The sequence below is a fragment of the Streptomyces sp. NPDC026417 genome, assembly GCF_055567695.1.
Map to the genome: position 1 here is coordinate 34,146 of NZ_JBVHPY010000016.1, position 19,571 is coordinate 53,716.

Genomic DNA, 19,571 nt, shown 5'->3' on the forward strand with positions numbered 1-19,571 from the left:
CACCTCCCCTGTCGGCTCTGGTGGTGTCCAGTGGAGCCCCTACCATAGCCACCTCGCCCGTTAGCTCCGGATAAGCGGTTTTACGAGAAATTGATACGCGCTTCTGCGGCTGCGTCAGCACTTGCTCGGTGTCCTGCTCCATCAGCGTCCCCCCACTGCCTTCCGCACTCTTCTAAACGCCTGGTCCCATCTGCGGGTTCCCGACGGCAACGGATACAGTCACGGCCAGGCAACTACGGGGACAGGAGAGGGTCATTACCGGCAACCGGCAGACGAGCTGGGCGTTCGCCGACGCCTTTGTCGCCGAGGAAGAGGCGCTGCGCTGGGCCCGCGACCGGGCCCGCGAATCAGGCCTGCGCTCGGTGTCGCCCGGCACGGGTGCCGCGCTGCGGTTGCTCGCCGCCACCGTGGACGCGAAAGCGGTGGCGGAGATCGGAACCGGAACCGGAGTCTCCGGAATTCATCTTCTGCACGGCATGCGGCCGGACGGGGTACTGACCACCGTGGATCCGGAGCCGGAGCGCCAGCAGTTCGCCCGCCAGGCCTTCCGCGCCGCCGGTTTCGCCAGCAACCGGGCCCGCTTCATTCCGGGCCGCGCCTTGGAGGTCCTGCCCCGGCTCGCGGACAGCGGATACGACCTCGTCTTCTGCGACGGCGACCGTCTGGAGTGCCTGGACTATCTCGCTGAATCGTTGCGCCTGTTGCGCCCGGGCGGGCTCGTGGTCTTCGAGGGAGTCTTCGCGGACGGCCGCACGGTGGACTCGGGACCGCAGCCCGCCGAGGTCGGGCGACTGCGGGAACTACTGCGCGCGGTGCGCGAGAGCCAGGAGCTGGTGCCCTCGCTGCTCCCGGTGGGCGACGGCCTGCTCTGCGCCGTCAAGCGCTGACCCGGGACCGCCCGGCAGGCCGCTGACCAGGTGTTACGCCGGGGTTGCGGCGCCGGCGAGCGGGCCGTGAACCCCTCACACAACAGCGTCCCGGCACCGCGTACGATGCCGGGACGACTGCAAAGGGTAGGGTCGCGTTCCGCGTCAGCCGACGACCTTCTTGAGGGCGTCGCCAAGCGCGTCGGCCTCGTCAGGGGTCAGCTCGACGACGAGCCGACCGCCGCCTTCGAGCGGAACGCGCATGACGATGCCCCGCCCCTCCTTGGTCACCTCGAGCGGGCCATCGCCCGTCCGCGGCTTCATGGCCGCCATGCTCGTTCCCCTTCCTGAAACCAGCTCATCGTCGCCGACGGCCCCTTAGGAGGGCACGCACGTCCCCTCATAGGACACACGTCACCGGCATCGAACACATTGCTTCCAGGCCATTATCCCGCATCTCAGGACCCGATGACCAACATCAGTCGGCATCGCTTGCGCAACGCGCTTGAGCAAAACCACTCAATTCGGCGATGTGGCTGCGATACTGCGCCGCCGCACGGACTTTCCCGCGCCGGAATTCTTTGACGCAGGTCACATGTCCGGCCCGCGCCGCCGTCCGCGATCTCCGCCATGCTGTCCTCGGAAGCAGTGCGTACCGACCGGTACGACGAGCCGCGACACCGGAGGGGACCCACCATGGCCGACACCGTGCTCTACGAGGTGAGCGACGGACTGGCGACGATCACGCTGAACCGCCCCGAGGCGATGAACGCGATGAACGTCGCGACCAAGGTCGCCCTCCGGGACGCGGCGCAGGAGGCCGCCGCGGACGACGCCGTCCGGGCCGTCCTGCTGACCGCCGCGGGCGACCGGGCCTTCTGCGTCGGCCAGGACCTCAAGGAACACGTCGGCGGGCTGCTCGCGGCGCGCGAGTCGGGCAGCGGCGAGGGCGTCATGAGCACGGTGCAGGAGCACTACAACCCGATCGTGCGGGCGCTGACCGGGGCGGCCAAGCCCGTGGTGGCGGCGGTGAACGGCGTCGCGGCCGGAGCGGGCTTCGGCTTCGCGCTCGCCGCGGACTACCGGATCGTCGCGGACACGGCGGCCTTCAACACCTCCTTCGCCGGGGTGGCGCTGACCGCCGACTCGGGCATCTCGTGGACCCTGCCGCGGGTCGTCGGACCCGGCCGCGCCGCGGACCTGCTGCTCTTCCCGCGCAGCATCTCCGCGCAGGAGGCGTACGAGCTGGGCATCGCCAACCGGATCGTGCCGTCCGCCGAGCTGGCCGCCGAGGCGGTCAAGGTGGCCCGCCGGCTCGCCGAGGGCCCGACGCTCGCGTACGCCGCGCTGAAGGAGTCCGTCGCCTACGCCCTCTCCCACTCCCTGGACGAGGCCCTGGAGAAGGAGGACGAGCTCCAGTCCCGGGCGGGCGCGTCCGAGGACCACACGATCGCCGTGCAGGCGTTCATCGACAAGGAGAAGCCGAAGTACCTGGGGCGCTAGCCCCCGGTCGGCGGTCCCGGGGCGGTCAGCGGCCCCGGGACGCGCAGTCCGCCAGGTGGTCGTCGACCAGGCCGCACGCCTGCATCAGCGCGTACGCCGTCGTCGGCCCCACGAAGCGGATGCCGCGCTTCTTGAGCTCCTTGGACAGGGCGGTGGACTCGGCGGTGACGGCGGGCACGTCGGCGAGGGTCCGCGGCGCGGGGCGGGAGGCCGCTTCGGGGGCGAACGACCAGATCAGCTCGTCCAGCTCGCCCGGCGCCCAGTCCGCCAGCACGCGCGCGTTGGCGAGCGTCGCCTCGATCTTGGCGCGGTTGCGGATGATGCCCGGGTCGGCGAGGAGGCGCTCGGCGTCCGCCTCGGTGAAGGCCGCGACCTTCGCGATCTCGAACCCGGCGAAGGCGGCGCGGAAGCCGGGGCGCCGGCGCAGGATGGTGATCCAGGACAGGCCCGACTGGAAGGCCTCCAGGCACAGCCGCTCGTACAGGGCGTCGTCACCGCGGACGGGACGGCCCCACTCCTCGTCGTGGTACGCCACGTAGTCCTCGGTCGACAGCGCCCAGGGGCAGCGCAGCCTCCCGTCGGTGCCGGGCAGGGCGGCGCTCACCGGTCCTCGTCCTCGGTGTGCTTGCGCAGCGAGGTGGTGACGGAGGCACGGGCACCCGCGAGTGCGGCCTCCAGGTCGGCGATCCGGGCGTCCCGCTCGGCGAGTTCGGCGGCGAGGCGGCCCAGGGCGTCGTCCACGTCCGCCATGCGGTAGCCGCGGACGGCGAGGGGGAAGCGCAGCAGGTCCACGTCGGCGCGGGTCACCGGGCGGTGCTGCGGCAGGGGATCGTCCAGCCGCTCGGGCGGGACCTCGGTCAGCGGGCCGCTCTCGCCGCCGCCCACCACGGACAGAGTGACCGCGGCGACCACGACGGCGAGCGCGACGACCAGGAACAAGAACATGAACATCGCTGAGGTCCCCACGCTCTGGTGCCGGCGCGGGGCGCGCCGACGTGGAAAGTATCGGAAGTGTCAGGGTCCGATCGTGCCATGCGACTCTGACAGCTAGGGTCGCAGGCGGTCGAACAGCGGGAACCACGAGGACACGAGGAGAGGTCACAGGGGATGCTCAGGCTGGGCAGGCGTGAATTCGACGCGCACGAGCCGGTGATCATGGCGATCGTGAACCGGACCCCGGACTCCTTCTACGACCAGGGCGCGACGTTCCTCGACGAGCCGGCGCTGGCCCGGGTCGAGCAGGCGGTGGCCGAGGGTGCCGCCATCGTGGACATCGGCGGGGTGAAGGCCGGGCCGGGCGAGGAGGTCACCGCCGAGGAGGAGGCCCGCCGCACGGTCGGTTTCGTCGCCGAGGTCCGGCGCCGGTTCCCCGATGTGGTCATCAGCGTCGACACCTGGCGGCACGAGGTCGGCGAGGCGGTCTGCGAGGCGGGCGCGGATCTGCTGAACGACGCGTGGGGCGGGGTCGATCCGCGGCTGGCGGAGGTCGCCGCGCGGTACGGGGCCGGGCTGGTGTGCACGCACGCGGGGGGCTCGGAGCCGCGGACGCGTCCGCACCGGACGGTGTACGACGACGTCATGGCCGACATCCTCCGGGTGACCGTCGGGCTGGCGGAGCGCGCGGTGTCGCTGGGCGTGCCGCGGGAGTCGGTGCTGATCGACCCCGGGCACGACTTCGGGAAGAACACCCGGCACAGCCTGGAGGCGACGCGGCGCCTGGGCGAGATGGTGGACACGGGATGGCCGGTGCTCGTCTCCCTGTCCAACAAGGACTTCGTGGGCGAGACGCTGGACCGGCCGGTCAAGGAGCGGGTGATCGGGACACTGGCGACGACCGCGGTCTCGGCGTGGCTGGGGGCGCAGGTGTACCGCGTCCACGAGGTGGCGGAGACCCGTCAGGTGCTGGACATGGTCGCGTCCATCGCGGGCCGCCGTCCGCCCGCCGTGGCCCGCCGGGGACTGGCGTAGCGCCCGGCGGGCGGGGCGGGTGGGCTGTGCCCGTTACCTGCCCGCCTCCTTCGAGACCAGGGCGACCGCCTCGTCCACGTCGTCGGTCAGGTGGAACAGGAGCAGGTCCTTCTCGGAGGCCTTGCCCTGGGCGATCAGGGTGTTCTTGAGCCAGTCGACGAGGCCGCCCCAGTACTCCGTGCCGAAGAGGACGATGGGGAAGCGCGTCACCTTCTGGGTCTGGACGAGGGTGAGTGCCTCGAAGAGCTCGTCGAGGGTGCCGAGCCCGCCGGGCAGCACCACGAATCCCTGGGCGTACTTGACGAACATCATCTTCCGGACGAAGAAGTACCGGAAGTTCAGGCCGATGTCGACGTACTGGTTGAGGCCCTGCTCGAAGGGCAGCTCGATGCCGAGGCCGACGGAGATGCCCTTGGCCTCGCAGGCGCCCTTGTTGGCGGCCTCCATGGCGCCCGGTCCGCCGCCGGTGATCACGGCGAAGCCGGCCTCGACCAGGCCGCGGCCCAGTTCGACACCGGCCGCGTACTCCGGGGAGTCCGCCGGGGTGCGGGCCGAGCCGAACACGCTGATCGCGGGCGGGAGTTCGGCCAGCGTGCCGAAGCCCTCGATGAATTCCGACTGGATGCGCAGGACCCGCCAGGGGTCGGTGTGCACCCAGTCGGAAGGGGCACGCTCGTCGAGCAGCCGCTGGTCCGTGGTGCTCGCCTGCACCTGGTCCCGCCTGCGCAGCACCGGTCCCAGCTGCTGCTCCTCCGGTGGCCGGTTCTTGCCCTCGGGGTTGCCGGTGGCCATGTCCGCTCCCTCCGCTTGCGGTAGTTCCACCCCAGCGTAGATCTACGCGGGTTACGGAGGGGGGACCTGCGCATGTCCGCCGTGAACCGCCGTGCCGCGGGACCGGGCTGTCAGGACGTCAGCCAGGCGCGCAGCCGCTCCTCGGCCTCGGGGACGAGGGACGCCTTCACCCGCTCGTCGACCTTGTGGGCCAGCAGCGGTTCACCGGGGCCGTAGTTCACGGCGGGCACGCCGAGCGAGCTGAAGCGGGCGACGTCCGTCCAGCCGAACTTGGGGCGGGCCTCGCCGCCGACGGCCGCCAGGAAGGCGGCGGCGGCCGGGTGGGTCAGCCCGGGGCGGGCCCCGCCGGTGTGGTCGTCGACGACGAACTCGTCCACCCCGCAGTCGGCGAAGAAGTCACGGACGAAGGCCTCCGCCTCGGCCTCGCTGCGGTCCGGGGCGTAGCGGAAGTTGACCACGAGGGTGCAGGCGTCGGGGATGACGTTCGTGGCCACGCCCCCCTCGACGCGGACCGCGTTGAGGCCCTCGTGGAACTGCAGGCCGTCCACCACCGGCCTGCGGGGTTCGTACGCGGCGAGCCTGGCCAGGGCGGGGGCCGCGGCGTGGATGGCGTTGGAGCCCATCCACGCGCGCGCGGAGTGCGCCCGCTCCCCCGTGAACCTGAGCAGCATCCGGAGGGTGCCCTGGCAGCCGCCCTCCACCTGGCCGTCCGTCGGCTCCAGCAGGATCGCGAAGTCGCCCGCGAGCCAGTCGGGGTGGGCCTCCGCCACGTGCCTGAGGCCGTTCAGGTGGGCGGCGACCTCCTCGTTGTCGTAGAAGACGAAGGTCAGGTCGCGGTTGGGCTCGGGGACGGTGGCCGCGATGCGCAGCTGCACCGCCACCCCGGACTTCATGTCGCAGGTGCCGCAGCCCCACAGGACGCCGTCCTCGTCGAGCCGGGACGGCACGTTGCCCGCGATCGGCACGGTGTCGATGTGACCGGCGAGAACGACGCGCTCGGCGCGGCCGAGGTTCGTCCGGGCCACGACGTTGTTGCCGTGCCGGTCGACCGTCAGGTGCGGCAGGGCGCGCAGCGCGGCCTCGACGGCGTCCGCGAGCGGCTTCTCGCTGCCGCTCTCCGAGGGGAAGTCGACGAGCTGGGCGGTGAGCTCGGCAGCGTCCAGCGTGAGGTCAAGCGGGGTATCGGCCATGGCGCCGAGCCTAACGCGCCGCTCCGGACCCCTCCGTCCACAGCCCCGCACCCCTGTCACAGGGGCCTCCAGTACCTTGTACGACGTGCCAGAGCCGTCCCCCACCTCCTCCCGGCGCGGCCGCCTCCTCCGTTTCGGGGCGGCCGTCGCGGTGCTGCTCGCGCTCGCGGGCTACCTCGCCGTGCAGTACGTCACCGGCGGCACCGGCGCGCCCCGCTGCAAGGTGGTCTCGGGCAAGGGCGACGGCGCCTCGTACGAGTTCACCCCGGAGCAGGCGGTGAACGCGGCGACGATCACCGCGGTCGGCACCACGCGCGGCATGCCCGAGCGTGCCGTCACGATCGCGCTCGCGACCGCGCTCCAGGAGTCGGGGCTGCGCAACATCCGCCACGGCGACCGGGACTCCCTCGGCCTGTTCCAGCAGCGGCCCTCGCAGGGCTGGGGCACCCGGAAGCAGATCATGGACCCGGCGTACGCGGCGGGCGAGTTCTACACGCACCTGGCCAAGGTGCCGGGCTATTCGCGGCTGCCGCTCACGGTCGCCGCCCAGCGGGTGCAGCGCAGCGGCTATCCCCAGGCGTACGCGAAGCACGAGCCGGACGCCACGCTGCTCGCCGCGGCGCTGACCGGCCGTGCGGCGGCCACGCTGACCTGCGAGGGCCGCCCCGGCGCCACCCGGACCGGGGGCCCGGAGGCGGTGCGTGCCGCGCTCGTGCGGGACTTCGGGCGCGAGGTCCTCCAGGTGGCGGGAGCCGAGGTCGGTGCCGGCCGGGGCGCGGGGTCCCCGTCGCCCTCGTCCGGCGCAGCGGGCGCGGGCGACGGCGTGACGGTGCCGGTGCCGGAGGGCACGAGCGCGGAGGGCAGCCGCCGGCAGCGCGGCTGGGAGCTGGCCCACTGGGCCGTGGCCAATTCGTCCGCGCTGCACATCGCGCACGTCTCCTATGCGGGGCGCGAGTGGTCGGCGGGGCGTTCCGAGAGCGAGTGGACCGCGAGCGGGAGTGCGGGGGCCGAGAAGGCCGCGAGGTCCACCACCGAGGTCCGGATCATCACTGGTCAGTAGTGCGGGCCCTCACCCGTTGGGGGTACTCCGGCCGCCCCGGATGCGGGGTCTGCGCGAGTTTTCGCACGGTCACCCCCGAATCCGCGAAATCCCTTGAGGGAAAAGGGCCGTAAGGATTCGGCACACTTTCCGACCGGGTGGCCTTTGCCCGTTTTTATCCGCAGCCGATAATGCGACGCATTGCCAATTCTTTACGTTGGGCCACCGCAACCTTCGCGGACTTCGAGCGGTAGTCACTGCGTCCGGAGCCCGGAACGATCACAGCCGTTCGGTCGACAGCCAGTCGGTCAGCCACCGGGCGAAGTCGGACAGACCAACGTTTTCTCCCGTCTAAGGAGCATCATGTCCCTCCCCCTGACCCGCCGGATCGCCCGCGTCGCGCTGCTCATCGCAGCGGGGGCGGCGCCCGTGGTCGGTGCGGCCGGCTCCGCCAGCGCGGCGGCCGAACTGCCGGCCACCCCGAACCTCGGTGGGCTGACCGCCCTGGACGGCGCGCAGGCCGGTAACACCGTGGACAGCGCGGCCCAGAAGACCACGGGCCTGGCGGGCGAGGCCGGCAGCAAGGCCGTCAAGAAGGCCCTGCCCGCCGCCGGCAAGACCGGAGGCAAGGTCGCCAAGACGGCGGCCCCCGCCGCCCAGAAGACGGCCGGGGAAGCGGCCGGCTCGGCCGGCGGGCTGCTCGGCGACACCGCCCAGGCGACGGGCGGCGGGCTGCCGACGGACTCCCTCACCAAGGGCGGCCTCCCCTCCCAGGGCCTGCCGACCCAGGGTCTGCCGCTCGGCTGACACCGGGACCGCACGGCGAAGGGGCCCGGGGAACTCCCCGGGCCCCTTCGCCGTCTCCGCGCCCGGCTCTCAGGCCAGGCGGGCCACCGCCGCGGCGATCCGCTCGTCGGACGCCGTCAGGGCCACCCGGACGAACCTCTCGCCCGCGGGTCCGTAGAAGTCGCCGGGCGCCACCAGGATGCCGAGAGCGGCCAGGTGGGAGACGGTGTCCCAGCAGGACTCGTCCCGCGTGGCCCACAGGTACAGGCTCGCCTCGCTGTGCTCGATGCGGAAGCCGTGTCCGAGGAGCGCCGCGCGCAGGGCCGTGCGCCGGGCGGCGTACCGCTCGCGCTGTTCGCGGACGTGGGTGTCGTCGCCGAGGGCCGCCACCACCGCGGCCTGGGTCGGCGCGGACGTCATCATGCCGCCGTGCTTGCGGATCTGCAGCAGCGGACCGAGGACCGCGGGGTCACCGGCGAGGAACGCCGCCCGGTAGCCCGCCAGGTTCGACCGCTTGGAGAGCGAGTGGACCGACACGATCCCCTCGTACGAGCCGCCGCACACGTCCGGGTGCAGCACCGAGACGGGGTCGGCCTCCCAGCCCAGTTCCAGGTAGCACTCGTCGGAGACCACCAGGATGCCGTGCTCGCGGGCCCAGGCGACGATGCGGACGAGCTCGTCCTTGGCCAGGACGCGGCCGGTGGGGTTCGACGGCGAGTTGAGCCAGAGGAGCTTGAGGTCCGTGGGGTCGAGCTCGGTCGGGTCGTCGTAGGCGACGTGGTCCGCGCGGGCCAGGCGGGCGCCGACCTCGTACGTCGGGTACGCGAGGCGCGGGTGGGCGACCTTGTCCCCGGGGCCGAGGCCCAGCTGGGTCGGCAGCCAGGCCACCAGCTCCTTGGAGCCGACGATCGGCAGCACGTGGTGGTGCGTGACCTCCCGTGCGCCGAGGCGCCGCTCCACCCAGCCCGTGATCGCGTCCCGCAGCTCGGGGGTCCCCCACACCGTGGGATAGCCCGGCGAGTCGGCCGCGGCGACCAGAGCCTTCTGGATCAGCTCGGGCACCGGGTCGACCGGCGTGCCGACGGACAGGTCGACGATGCCGCCCGGATGAGCGGCGGCCGTCGCCTTGAAGGGCTCCAGCTTGTCCCAGGGAAACGTGGGGAGCCGGTCGGAGACTGCGGACACGGGGGCGGGCTCACTTTCTCGTCCGTGCGACCCGTGCCTGCGGGTCGCACTCACGCGGGTACGGCCGTTTCGCACGCCAAACACCTCGGTCCCGTACGGCAGCGAGGCCGTACGGGACCGGGGCGGCGCGGATCCGGGCCGCTTACTGGTTCTGCGGCGGAAGCGCTGCGACGAAGGGGTGGTCGCGCTCGATCAGTCCCAGCTTGCTGGCACCACCGGGCGAGCCGAGCTCGTCGAAGAACTCGACGTTCGCCTTGTAGTAGTCCTTCCACTCTTCCGGAGTGTCGTCTTCGTAGAAGATCGCCTCGACCGGGCACACCGGCTCACAGGCTCCGCAGTCGACGCATTCGTCCGGGTGGATGTACAAGGACCGGGAGCCCTCGTAGATGCAGTCGACCGGGCACTCCTCGATGCACGCCTTGTCCTTGACGTCGACACAAGGCTGCGCGATGACGTAGGTCACGCTGTCGTTCCTCCTCGATAGGGCGCTGGCGGGCCTCCTCAGGCTCCGCCGCCTGGCGCGCGGGAGCGCGGCGTCGTCGATGCCCGCCCCTAGTATCTCCGTTCCTGGGCATGATCCGAACAGGAGGGGTGAACTGACCTGTGGAAATCTCCGCGGCCGGCCGCCTTGAGGTCCGCATCACCACTGCTGACGTGGGCAAACGCGTCTCCGTACGCCGCTTGAACGAGGACGGAGACACGGAAGAGAAGTTCACCGACACGGTCGGCGTTCTCACATCATGGGACGACGGTGTGCTGCTGATCACACGACGCACCGGCGAGAGCGTCCGCATTCCGGAATCGGCGCTGGTCGCGGGCAAGGTCGTGCCGTCCGCCCCGGCGCGGCGCCGGGGCCCCGCGGCCTCCTACGCGGAGCTGGCGCGCATCGCCGCCCGGGCCTGGCAGCCGGTCGAGCGCGAGGGGCTCGGCGAGTGGGAGCTGCGGGCGGCCTCCGGGTTCACCCGGCGGGCCAACTCGGTGCTGCCGCTCGGCGATCCGGGCCGGCCGCTGGACGAGGCCCTCGCGGCGGTACGCGACTGGTACGCCGTTCGGGGGCTGCCCGCGTACGTCCAGACGGCCACGGGGGCCGAGGGCACCCAGGAGCTGCTGTGCGCGGAACTGGAGGCGCGGGGCTGGCGCCGTGAGGTGACGGCCGAGCTGTGGACCGGCTCGCTCGCCCCGGTCGGGGACCGCGAGGCTCCCGAGGTGGTGCTGTCCCGGGATGCGGACGAGGCGTGGCTGAGCCGGTACCGGCGCAAGGGCCTGAGCGAGGTGGCGCTGTCGGTGCTGGGCAGCGGCCCTTCCGTGTGGTTCGCGTCGGTGCCCGGTGCGCCCGGCGAGGCGCCGGCCGCGATCGGGCGGTGCGTGGTGGACGGACGGTGGGCCGGTTTCGCGGCCGTCGAGGTCGACCCCGCCCACCGGCGGCGGGGGCTGGGGACGGCCGTGATGGCCGCGCTGGCCCGGCGCGCGCTGGAGGAGGGCGCCTCGGCGGCCTGGCTCCAGGTGGAGGCGGAGAACGCGGCAGCACGGACGCTGTACGCGGGAATGGGCTTCGGGGCACATCACGCCTACCACCACTACCGCGCCCCGCGGGCGGCCGACGAGCCGCGGGCCCCCGGTGACGGCCGTCCCCCGACGGCGTGAGAGGACACGAGGCTGCCATGCGTCCCCCGCACCCCCCGGAGCCGGAACGAGCCGCCGAGGTACGACGGAGGTTCGCCGACGAGGCGCGCTCGGAACGTCCCGATCTCGCGCTGCTGTGTCTGCTGGTGGGCGCCGCCGCGGACGGGGCCCTGGACGAGGCGGGCATGGACGCGGCGCAGATGGAGCTGGACCGGCTGGCTGGGCGGCTCCCGTTCCGGCCGGGCGGCCCGGGGGCCTGGGCCGCCGCGCTCGCCGAGCTCCTCGGCACCCGCTGCCGGTTCCACGGCACGCCCGGCGACTACCAGCGGCTGGAGTCGTCCCTGCTGCACGAGGTGCTGCGGCGCCGGCGCGGGCTGCCCATCCTGCTGTCCGTGGTGTGGATGGAGGTCGCGCGGCGGGCAGGGGCACCGGTGTACGGGGTCGCGCTGCCCGGGCACTTCGTGGTGGGCTTCGGGCCGCCCGGGGAGCAGGTGCTGGCCGACCCCTTCGACGGCGGCCGGGTGCTGACCGGTCCGGACGCCGAGCTGCTCGTCGCCGGGGCCACCGGAGCGCCGCTCGACCCGTCGATGCTCGAACCCGCCGACCCGCTCGACGTCGTCCTGCGCATCCTCAACAACATCCGCGCCTGGGCCGCCACCCGTCCCGAGCGGTCCGACGTCGCCCTGTGGGCCGTGGAGCTGTCCCTGCTGCTGCCCTCGCACCCCGCGAGGCTGCGCTACGACCGGGCCCAACTGCTGGTGCAGCGCGGCGACTTCCTGACCGGGGCCACGGAACTGGACGCGTACGCCGACGTGGTCGCGGCGGTCGACGAACCGGCCGCCGACCGGGTGCGCCAACAGGCCCGGGCAGCGCGGGCGATGCTCAACTGACGACCGGGCTCCGTGGCTACAGCCAGCCCTTCTCCCGCGCCGTCCGGACCGCCTCCGCACGATTGCGGACCGCCAGCTTCTGAATCGCGGTGGACAGGTAGTTGCGGACCGTCCCCTGGGACAGGTGCAGGGCCGCGGCGAGTTCGGCGTTGGTGGAGCCGTCGGCCGCCGCACGCAGCACCTCGCGCTCGCGGACGGTCAGCGGATTCGCTCCCTCGGCGAGCGCGGCGGCGGCGAGCGTGGGATCGATGACGCGTTCCCCGGCGAGCACCTTGCGTACCGCCTGGGCGAGTTCGGCGGCCGGGGCGTCCTTCACCAGGAACGCGTCGGCGCCGGCCTCCATGGCGCTGCGCAGATAGCCGGGCCGCCCGAACGTGGTGAGGACGACCAGCTTCAGAGCCGGGAACTCCCGGTGCAGCCGGGCCGCGGCCTCGATGCCGGTCATGCCCGGCATCTCTATGTCGAGGAGCGCCACGTCCACGTCGTGCGCGCGGACCCCGGCCACCACCTCGTCACCGCGCGCCACCTGGGCGACGACCTCGATGTCGGGTTCGAGGCCCAGAAGGGCGGCCAGTGCCTCGCGGACCATCGACTGGTCCTCGGCGAGCAGGACCTTGATCGTACGGCTCATGCCCCGGATCCTACGGCGTCGTCCGGCACCTCCGAGGGGTCGCCGCCCGGCCCCGCCACGGCCCCCGCCGGCACCCGGGCGACCAGCCGGAACCCGCGCCGCGACCGGCCGGCCTCCAGCGTTCCGCCCGCCTTCTCCAGCCGCTCCGCGAGGCCGGAGAGCCCGTTCCCCGGGCCCTTGCCCGAGCCGCCGGATCCGTCGTCCTCGACGGAGAGTTCGAGCACCGGGCCGTCCAGGGTCTCGCGGCGGAGCAGCTCCACCGAGCAGCGCCGCGCCCCGCTGTGCCGTACGACGTTGGTGACCGCCTCGCGCAGTGTCCAGGCGAGCGCCGACTCGCTCTCCTCGGCGACCTCGCCGAGGACGGGCTCGGCAGGCAGTTCGGCGGTGACGCCGGCGGCGGTCAGCGCCACCCGCGCTCCCGCCAGTTCACCCGACAGCCTCGGCCGCCGGTAGCCGGTGACCGCCTCCCGCACGTCCACGAGTGCCTGGCGGCTGACGCTCTCGATGTCGGCGACCTGCTGGGCCGCCTTCTCCGGCTGGCCGGGCAGCATCCGGCCCGCCAGCTCGCTCTTCAGCGTGATCAGGGAGAGCGAGTGACCCAGCAGGTCGTGCAGGTCGCGGGCGAGCCGCAGCCGCTCCTCGTTGGCGGCGAGCTGGGCGACGGTGGCGCGGGCCTCGCGGAGCGCGATGGTCGTCCGGAGCAGTTCCCGCACCCCCGTCATGGCGAACCCGCCGAGGAACGCCGGGATGAGCAGGCCCGCCAGATAGGCCGTGCCGTCGGGGACGACCAGGGCGAGCCCCGCCATCAGCGCGGACACGGCGGGAATGGTCAGACGTGCCGTCCGCAGCGGGAGGGCGGCGCCGGACGCGATCGACACGTACACGAACAGCACCAGCCACTCCCGGCCCAGGGTGAGGGCGAGGACGGAGGACTCCGCCGCCAGCACCGCCAGGGAGCCGAGGACCAGGCGTTCGCCCTCACCGCGTCCGGTGCGGAAGACCAGCGCCCAGTACCAGGCCACGAAGACCACCAGGCCCAGCCAGCCGAGCACGGTGACACCGGTGCTGTGCCCGCCGTGCAGCAGGTCGGTGACGGGCGCGCTCAGGTAGACCAGCCAGATGCCGGTCCACACGGACTTGACCAGCTTCTGCCTGCGGTTGTCCGGGCGTTGCCCGATGCCGACGCCGCTCACGCCTTCAGGGTGTCCTTCCGGTACAGCCACGCCGCGCCGCCCGCGAACAGGACGAAGTAGGCGGCGAGTACGGCGAGGTCCGCGGTGTGCGGGGCGTCGCCCCGTTCGATGGCCTGACCGAGGGCAGCGTACGCGTGCGTGGGCAGCCACTCGGCGATGTTCTGCAACCAGTCGGGGAAGGTCGTGGCCGGCATCCACAGGCCGCCGAGCATCGAAAGGCCGAAGTAGACGAGCATCGTCAGGGGACGGACCGCGTCGCCGCTCGCCAGGTAGCCGAGGGCGACGCCGAGCGCCGCGAAGACGAGGCTGCCGGCCCAGATGGTGCCGGTGAGCGCGAGCCACTGCCAGGCGTCCAGCCGTACGTCCTTGACGGTGGCCGCGACCACGAAGACGATCACGATCGACGGCAGGCTGATCACGCCCGTGCCGGCCGTCTTGGCCAGCACGTAGCCGCGGCCCGGCAGTGCGGTCAGCCGCAACTGCCGTACCCAGCCGCTCTCCCGCTCCTTGGCTATGCGCTCGCTGTTGCCCATGAGGACGGCCGTCAGGGCGCCGAAGGAGGCCATGGAGACCATGAAGAAGGTCGGCAGGGTGAGCCCGGTGCCGTCGACGACGGTGCTGCCGTCCTGGCCGCCGGCGATGATCAGGAAGAGCGCCGAGGGGTAGACCACCGAGAAGAAGAGGAACTTGCGGTTGCGCAGGGCGCGGACGATCTCCAGACGGATGAGGCCGTTCACTTCGGCATCGCTCCCTCGACCGCGTCGGCCGTCCGCTCGTCGGTGGCGGCCTCTTCGGCCGCGGTGATGGCCACGAAGGCCTGCTCCAGGCCGAGTCCGGCCACTTCGAGACCGCGCGGGTACACGCCGAGTCCGTACAGTGCGTGGACGGTCGCGTCGGCGTCGGCCGACTGGATGCGCACGGTGTGCCCCGAGATGTCGAGGGACGTGAGGAACGGCAGCCCCCGCAGCGGGGTTTCGTCGATCGGCCCCTGAAGGTCGAAGGAGATCCGGCGGGCGCCCGCCCTCGCCTTGATCTCGGCGGCGGTGCCGTCGGCCAGCAGACGGCCGCGGTGGAGCACGAGCACCCGGTCCGCGATCGCGTCGGCCTCCTCCAGGTAGTGGGTGGCGAAGAGGACGGTACGGCCCTGGTCGGCCTGCTCGCGCATGGTGGCCCAGAAGGCCTGCCGGGCGGAGACGTCCATGCCGGTCGTCGGTTCGTCCAGCACGATCAGGTCGGCGGCCCCGGCGGTGGCGAGCGCGAACCGTACGCGCTGCTGCTGGCCGCCGGAGAGCTTGTCGACCCGGCGGTCCGCGATCTGCGCGACGCCCGCGCGGGCCAGTTACGTCGGTGACGCGGTACGGCTTCGGGTGCAGCGCGCAGGCGAGCTTCACCAGTTCACCGACCGTCACCTCGTCCATCAGCCCGCCGCTCTGCAGCATGGCGCCCACCCGGCCGCGGACGACGGCCTCGCGGGGGCCGGTGCCGAACAGCCGGACCGTGCCGCCGTCGGCGTTCCTGAGGCCGAGCAGCAGGTCGAGGGTCGTCGACTTGCCGGCGCCGTTCGGGCCCAGCAGGGCCACCGTCTCGCCGGGGTGCAGCGCGAGCGACAGGCCGTCCACGGCCCGCACTCCCCCGTAGGTCTTGCGCACCCGGTCGAACACGACCACCGGGGAGGTGGCCGTCGCAGTCGTTGTCATGCGATCCATCGTGGCGGCGCGCGGTGCCGTCCCGGCAGTGCGAGCTGTCCTCGGTCGGGGATGACACATGTCATGGCCGGCCCGGAGAACGCGCAGGGGCGCCCGGCCGACGGCCGGACACCCCTGTCACCGGCCGTCGGCCGGTGCCGTGACCCGCGTGACTAGCTCGGGTCGGTGTCGATCACGGCGACCCGGTCCGCGGCGTTCTTGGACATCAGCGCCGGACGCAGCGCGCTGATCACGTCCTCCACGGTGACCGCGGTCTTCTTGCCGGTGCCGCGGGTGACGAGAACGCCGTCGAAGGTGTTGCCGTAGAGCTTGGTCAGGGCCGCCCTGTCGTAGTAGTCGACCAGCTTGCCGTCCTGCGCCTTCACCCGGAGGAACTTCCAGAGGGAGTTCTGCGGGCTGAACGAGACCGTGTGGGTCGCGTCCGTGCGCACCGTGACGATCCCGGACATGGCCGGCTCGGCGAACTTCTTCATCATCCGGTCGACCTCGGCGTCCGGGACCGTCGGCTGCCGGGTGGTGGTCGGCACCTTCACGGGGGTGGTCGTGCCGGACTCCACCTGGCTGCGGTAGGCCTTCTCGACGGCCTGCGTCGACGAGGCGACGTCGATGCCCTTGCCCGCCTTGCCGTACACGGCGACGGCCTTGCCGGGCTGGAACTTGATCGTGCCGTCACCGCCCGAGCCGGAACCGCCCGCGGCGCGCTCCAGCGCGGCCCGGAGCTTCTCCTCGTCCACCGGCATCACGGGCTCCACGACCCGCTGCTGCCCGAACAGGGAGCCGATCACGGACACCGGGTTGTAGTCGCTGCCCGCCGCGGCGCTGACCGTGGCCTTGCTGTCGAGCTGGAGGCCCGCCTGGTCCGGCTTGAGGGACACCGTGTCGCCGTCGACCGACAGCTGCAGCGGCTTCCTGGTGTTGTCCCCGAAGGCGTCGTCGAGCTTCCTGACCGCCTCGTCGCGGGTGCCGCCGCCGATGTCGACGCCGAGCACGGTGGTGCCCTTGGGCACGTCCGAGTGGTTCATGAGCAGCCCGGCGCCGTACGCCACACCGCCCAGGAACAGCACGCCGACGCCCAGCAGCACCAGCTTGTTGCGCCCCTTCTTCTTGGCGGGCCTGGCGGAGGCGGCCGGCTTCGGGGCGGGGTCGGGCAGCTTCGGGGGCGTATGCGGCAGCGGCCCGTCGGGGTGCCCGCCCGGTCCCGCTCCGAACGGCGAGGCCTGTGCGGCGGGGACGACCGGGATGCCGCTCGTCACGGTGTGCCCGGAGACGTTGTCGTTGGCGCCGTAGCCCTGGCCGCCCGGTTCGGGGGCGGGCCGCTGCGGGGTGAGGATCGCGGTGTCGTCGCTGAGACCGCCGCCGGGGCCCATGCCCGGTCCGCCGGGCCCCGCGCCGGGGGCGCCGGGACCGGCGGGGCCGCCCGGGCCACGCGGGCCCGCGCCGGGGCCGGCGGGCGGCACCAGCGGGCCGTCGCCGGTCACCGGACCGCCGGTCGGCCCGGCGGGGCCGCGCCGGTCGTCGTCGGAGAAGTACGGCAGGTCGTCGCGGCGCGGCTCACCGCCGGACGGAGGCCCGGCGAGGGCACCGGAGACGTCGAAGGAACCGGTGCCGCCGCCGTGGCCGGGAGCAACGGGACCGGCGCCGGTGGCACCCGGCAGGCCCGCACCGTTCGTACCGCCGGGGCGGGCACCGCCCTGGCCGCCCCGGGGACCGCCGCCGGCAGCCGGGCCGCCGGGTCGCGCGCCGCCCGGTCCGCCGGCACCCTGCGGCCTGGGGGACATGCCGGGCGCCGCGCCGGAGGACGGCCCGGAGCCGGACGGGGTGCCGGGTCCGGCGGGCGCCGAACCCGTGGGCAGCCCCGCCCCGTTGGTCGAGCCGCCGCCCGGTCCGCCCTTGGGCGCCGCCGACTTGCGCGGTGCGAACCAGTCGCTGGTCTTCTCCTCGGCCGGAGCGGAGGGCTCGCCGGGGCCGTCCCCGGCGGGCGCGGGCGGGCCGGAGGCGACCGCCGGCAGACGCATGGAACCGGTCGTCTCGGGGTCGGCGGCCGCGCTCTCGGCGCTCTCGGCGGACACGTCGGTGTCGGCCATCGGCGTACGGACGACGACCGGCGGGATGGGCCGCGATCCGGGGATGTTGATCCGGATCCGGGTCGTCAGCGTGGTCTCGGTCTTGCGTTCCTCCGGCTGCGTGGCCGAACGGCCCGCGTCGGTACCGTCTTCGGAAGCCGTGGGGGTCCCGTACGGCGGCGTCCCCGACGGGTACGCGGCTCCGCCGCGCCCGTTGGGCCCGGAGGACGAACTGTCAGTTTCACGACTCAAGGCAGGTTCTCCCGGTTGGCTCCGCCGCCCGTTTACTCGACCTCATCTCGGGCAGCTCGGCGGCGCGCACCACCATACTGTCCGTCTCCACGCGCGGACCGCGCCCGCCGGAGAAACCCCCACGGGACCCGCACCTGTCCGATACGGCGAAGTGGTACGTCATTTCCCAAGTCGGACGTCCGGGGCGCCCGGTTGGCGCCCGAGCCCGAGGGTGGCGCACATCACAGCGACCGCCATCCCGCCGAGCAGGAAGAGGTAGGAACCGAGCCCCGCGCCGAAGAGGAAGTCGCCCTCGGGACGGCTGGCGGTGAGCAGGACGACGGCGAGCGTCCAGCCGACGGCCGGCGCGACGGCTCCGGCCCTGGTGCCGAGTGCCCGTGCGCCGCCGAGGAAGAGCCCGGCCGCACCCGCCAGGGCGAGCAGCAACCCGCCCGGGAACCAGCCGGATTGCACGAGCGCCCCGGCCGCCCCGACGAGGGCGCCCAGCACGAACAGCCCCAGGCCGGCGGCAATCCGTCCGGCGGAGGGCCGCTGCAACGGCTGGGCCAGGGCGCTGCCCTGCCGTCCCGTGGAGGTCATCGGGTCTCCGCCTCTCGCCGCCCGGTCCGCACGCCCTCGCCCGCGCCGGCGTCCGCGACGCCCGCGAACAGGTCCGTCTCACGCGCCCCGCCACGCCCCCCGCGCACCAACTCGTAGTACTCGGTGGTGAAAAGGGGCTGGGCGAGTTCGTTGGAGAGGACGAACCAGGGCTCCGTCACCTCGATCTGCGTGGCGTGCGCCCGCGTCGCGTCGGCCTTGGCGGCGGCGTAGGCGGAGCCGTCGACGACGGTGGTGACGACCGCGTCGTCGACGACACCCGGCACGTCGCCGATCTCGGCGGACCGGGTGTAGGGCAGCTCGGGCAGGGCGGCGCGCAGACGGGCGAACGCCTCCTCGGCGACCGAGCGCGGCACGCGGTTCCAGTAGACCTTGGCGATGGCCCAGGGCTCGCCCAGATCGGGACGGAAGCCCGCGTCCGCGGCCAGGTCGGCGGCGCGCATGGCCACCCGGTGGGTCTGGATGTGGTCCGGGTGCCCGTAGCCCCCGTCGGGGTCGTAGGTGACGAGCACCTGCGGGCGCACCTCGCGGACCACCGCGACGAGATGGGCGGCGGCGTCGTCCACGTCCGCCTGCCAGAAGCAGCCCGGATCCTCGTTCTCGGGGCCGCCCATCATCCCGGAGTCCCGGTAGCGGCCGGTGCCGCCGAGCCGGCGGAAGTCCTCGACGCCGAGCGCCCGCATCGCCGTACGCAGCTCGGTCAGACGGTGTTCGCCGAGGGCGCCGTCCGTGAGGTGCGCGAGCTCGGGCGGGATGACCTCGCCCCGTTCGCCGAGGGTGCAGGTCACCAGCGTCACCTGGGCGCCCTCGGCCGCGTACCGGGCCATGGTCGCGCCGTTGTTGATCGACTCGTCGTCCGGGTGCGCGTGCACCAGGAGCAGACGCCGGTCGGGCAGTTCCGTCATGGGTCCCACCCTACGAGGCGGCTCCCCCTACGGCTTCCGGTGGGCGGGCTGCCTCGTCCGGCGGTGTCCGGGCTGTCGGCGGCGCGCTTCGCGGGGTACGCGTCCGGGGCCGGCCGGAGCCGGGAACGGCGATGGGCCGCGGAGGGGTCGCTCCGGGCCCAGGCCGCGCGGATCGGCCGCGGATCAGAACTTGATGCTGCCGATCATGCCCGCGATGTTCGTCGTCAGCTCGTTGATCGTCGGTGCGACCGTCGAGGAGGCGAGGTAGAAGCCGAGCAGGACGCACACGATGGCGTGAGGGGCCTTCAGTCCTGACTTCTTGACCAGGATGAAGACGATGATCGCCAGCAGCACCACCGCCGAAATCGAGAGTGCCACGGCG

Annotated in this window: 21 protein-coding genes and 1 pseudogene; 7 read left to right on the forward strand and 15 right to left on the reverse strand. The window is 73.1% G+C overall.

Annotated features, from left to right (window positions below; all coding sequences use genetic code 11):
• Window positions 1-188: 188 nt before the first annotated feature.
• The gene (locus ACZ4NT_RS24225) at window positions 189-887 is read left to right on the forward strand and encodes an O-methyltransferase (RefSeq protein ID WP_121405815.1); all 699 of its coding nucleotides are present in this window, start codon (window positions 189-191) and stop codon (window positions 885-887) included.
• 144 nt (window positions 888-1,031) lie between these two features.
• Here ACZ4NT_RS24225 and ACZ4NT_RS24230 read toward each other — a convergent pair whose 3' ends face one another.
• Entirely contained in the window at window positions 1,032-1,199 is a 168-nt protein-coding gene (locus tag ACZ4NT_RS24230) for a DUF3117 domain-containing protein (protein ID WP_003966491.1), read from the reverse strand.
• Window positions 1,200-1,562: 363 nt separating this feature from the next.
• Between ACZ4NT_RS24230 and chcB the strand changes: the two genes are divergently transcribed.
• A complete protein-coding gene (chcB, locus tag ACZ4NT_RS24235) occupies window positions 1,563-2,369 on the forward strand; it encodes a 2-cyclohexenylcarbonyl CoA isomerase (RefSeq protein ID WP_121405814.1) in 807 nt (268 codons plus the stop codon).
• A gap of 25 nt (window positions 2,370-2,394) precedes the next feature.
• On the opposite strand, the gene ACZ4NT_RS24240 is transcribed toward chcB, so the two are convergent.
• Window positions 2,395-2,973 carry a DNA-3-methyladenine glycosylase I gene (locus ACZ4NT_RS24240; protein WP_121405813.1) on the reverse strand — a complete coding sequence of 193 codons (579 nt, stop codon included), beginning with the start codon at window positions 2,971-2,973 and terminating at the stop codon, window positions 2,395-2,397.
• The gene (locus ACZ4NT_RS24245; RefSeq protein ID WP_121405812.1) at window positions 2,970-3,320 is read right to left on the reverse strand and encodes a DivIVA domain-containing protein; all 351 of its coding nucleotides are present in this window, start codon (window positions 3,318-3,320) and stop codon (window positions 2,970-2,972) included. Before ACZ4NT_RS24245 ends, ACZ4NT_RS24240 begins: the two co-directional genes overlap by 4 nt.
• A 156-nt stretch (window positions 3,321-3,476) precedes the next feature.
• Here ACZ4NT_RS24245 and folP point away from each other — a divergent pair, with 156 nt between their 5' ends.
• A complete protein-coding gene (folP, locus tag ACZ4NT_RS24250) occupies window positions 3,477-4,337 on the forward strand; it encodes a dihydropteroate synthase (RefSeq protein ID WP_467727557.1) in 861 nt (286 codons plus the stop codon).
• Between the two features lie 33 nt (window positions 4,338-4,370).
• Here folP and ACZ4NT_RS24255 read toward each other — a convergent pair whose 3' ends face one another.
• Complete coding sequence (locus ACZ4NT_RS24255) at window positions 4,371-5,129, reverse strand: LOG family protein (protein ID WP_121405810.1); 759 nt, start codon at window positions 5,127-5,129, stop codon at window positions 4,371-4,373.
• A 110-nt stretch (window positions 5,130-5,239) separates the two neighbouring features.
• Complete coding sequence (gene dapE / locus ACZ4NT_RS24260; protein ID WP_121405809.1) at window positions 5,240-6,319, reverse strand: succinyl-diaminopimelate desuccinylase; 1,080 nt, start codon at window positions 6,317-6,319, stop codon at window positions 5,240-5,242.
• An 85-nt stretch (window positions 6,320-6,404) separates the two neighbouring features.
• On the opposite strand from dapE, the gene ACZ4NT_RS24265 reads away from it, so the two are divergent.
• Together ACZ4NT_RS24265 and ACZ4NT_RS24270 are read left to right on the forward strand one after the other, a co-directional pair.
• Entirely contained in the window at window positions 6,405-7,379 is a 975-nt protein-coding gene (locus ACZ4NT_RS24265; RefSeq protein WP_467727560.1) for a VldE C-terminal domain-containing protein, read from the forward strand.
• 342 nt (window positions 7,380-7,721) lie between these two features.
• Window positions 7,722-8,165: an ATP-binding protein gene (locus ACZ4NT_RS24270; RefSeq protein ID WP_121405808.1), complete on the forward strand. Its 444-nt coding sequence runs from the start codon at window positions 7,722-7,724 to the stop codon at window positions 8,163-8,165.
• Window positions 8,166-8,234: 69 nt separating this feature from the next.
• Here the strand turns inward: ACZ4NT_RS24270 and ACZ4NT_RS24275 are convergent, their stop codons facing one another.
• Window positions 8,235-9,329 (reverse strand): bifunctional succinyldiaminopimelate transaminase/glutamate-prephenate aminotransferase, encoded by a 1,095-nt coding sequence (locus tag ACZ4NT_RS24275; protein WP_121405807.1) that lies wholly within the window; start codon window positions 9,327-9,329, stop codon window positions 8,235-8,237.
• 142 nt (window positions 9,330-9,471) lie between these two features.
• Window positions 9,472-9,792 (reverse strand): ferredoxin, encoded by a 321-nt coding sequence (gene fdxA / locus ACZ4NT_RS24280; protein ID WP_019058397.1) that lies wholly within the window; start codon window positions 9,790-9,792, stop codon window positions 9,472-9,474.
• Window positions 9,793-9,932: 140 nt separating this feature from the next.
• Here fdxA and ACZ4NT_RS24285 point away from each other — a divergent pair, with 140 nt between their 5' ends.
• Complete coding sequence (locus ACZ4NT_RS24285; protein ID WP_121405806.1) at window positions 9,933-10,973, forward strand: GNAT family N-acetyltransferase; 1,041 nt, start codon at window positions 9,933-9,935, stop codon at window positions 10,971-10,973.
• 17 nt (window positions 10,974-10,990) lie between these two features.
• Window positions 10,991-11,842 carry a transglutaminase-like and tetratricopeptide repeat-containing protein gene (locus ACZ4NT_RS24290; protein WP_121405805.1) on the forward strand — a complete coding sequence of 284 codons (852 nt, stop codon included), beginning with the start codon at window positions 10,991-10,993 and terminating at the stop codon, window positions 11,840-11,842.
• Between the two features lie 16 nt (window positions 11,843-11,858).
• Here ACZ4NT_RS24290 and ACZ4NT_RS24295 read toward each other — a convergent pair whose 3' ends face one another.
• The 8 genes and pseudogenes from ACZ4NT_RS24295 to ACZ4NT_RS24330 all read right to left on the reverse strand — a co-directional run bounded on the left by ACZ4NT_RS24295 (window position 11,859) and on the right by ACZ4NT_RS24330 (window position 19,567).
• On the reverse strand, window positions 11,859-12,473 hold the full coding sequence (locus ACZ4NT_RS24295; RefSeq protein WP_121405804.1) for a response regulator transcription factor: 615 nt from the start codon (window positions 12,471-12,473) through the stop codon (window positions 11,859-11,861).
• Complete coding sequence (locus tag ACZ4NT_RS24300) at window positions 12,470-13,666, reverse strand: histidine kinase (protein ID WP_121405803.1); 1,197 nt, start codon at window positions 13,664-13,666, stop codon at window positions 12,470-12,472. The genes ACZ4NT_RS24295 and ACZ4NT_RS24300 overlap by 4 nt, the downstream gene beginning before the upstream one ends.
• Window positions 13,663-14,403 (reverse strand): ABC transporter permease, encoded by a 741-nt coding sequence (locus tag ACZ4NT_RS24305; RefSeq protein ID WP_121405802.1) that lies wholly within the window; start codon window positions 14,401-14,403, stop codon window positions 13,663-13,665. The genes ACZ4NT_RS24300 and ACZ4NT_RS24305 overlap by 4 nt, the downstream gene beginning before the upstream one ends.
• Window positions 14,400-15,372: pseudogene (locus ACZ4NT_RS24310) on the reverse strand (ABC transporter ATP-binding protein). Before ACZ4NT_RS24310 ends, ACZ4NT_RS24305 begins: the two are co-directional and overlap by 4 nt.
• Before the next feature lie 152 nt (window positions 15,373-15,524).
• A complete protein-coding gene (locus ACZ4NT_RS24315; protein ID WP_467727564.1) occupies window positions 15,525-17,687 on the reverse strand; it encodes a hypothetical protein in 2,163 nt (720 codons plus the stop codon).
• 159 nt (window positions 17,688-17,846) lie between these two features.
• Window positions 17,847-18,266, reverse strand: a complete 420-nt coding sequence (locus tag ACZ4NT_RS24320; protein WP_121405799.1) for a DUF6113 family protein — start codon at window positions 18,264-18,266, stop codon at window positions 17,847-17,849.
• Window positions 18,263-19,189 (reverse strand): N-acetyl-1-D-myo-inositol-2-amino-2-deoxy-alpha-D-glucopyranoside deacetylase, encoded by a 927-nt coding sequence (gene mshB, locus ACZ4NT_RS24325; protein WP_467727566.1) that lies wholly within the window; start codon window positions 19,187-19,189, stop codon window positions 18,263-18,265. Before mshB ends, ACZ4NT_RS24320 begins: the two co-directional genes overlap by 4 nt.
• A 183-nt stretch (window positions 19,190-19,372) precedes the next feature.
• On the reverse strand, window positions 19,373-19,567 hold the full coding sequence (locus ACZ4NT_RS24330; protein ID WP_121405797.1) for a hypothetical protein: 195 nt from the start codon (window positions 19,565-19,567) through the stop codon (window positions 19,373-19,375).
• Window positions 19,568-19,571 lie beyond the last annotated feature (4 nt).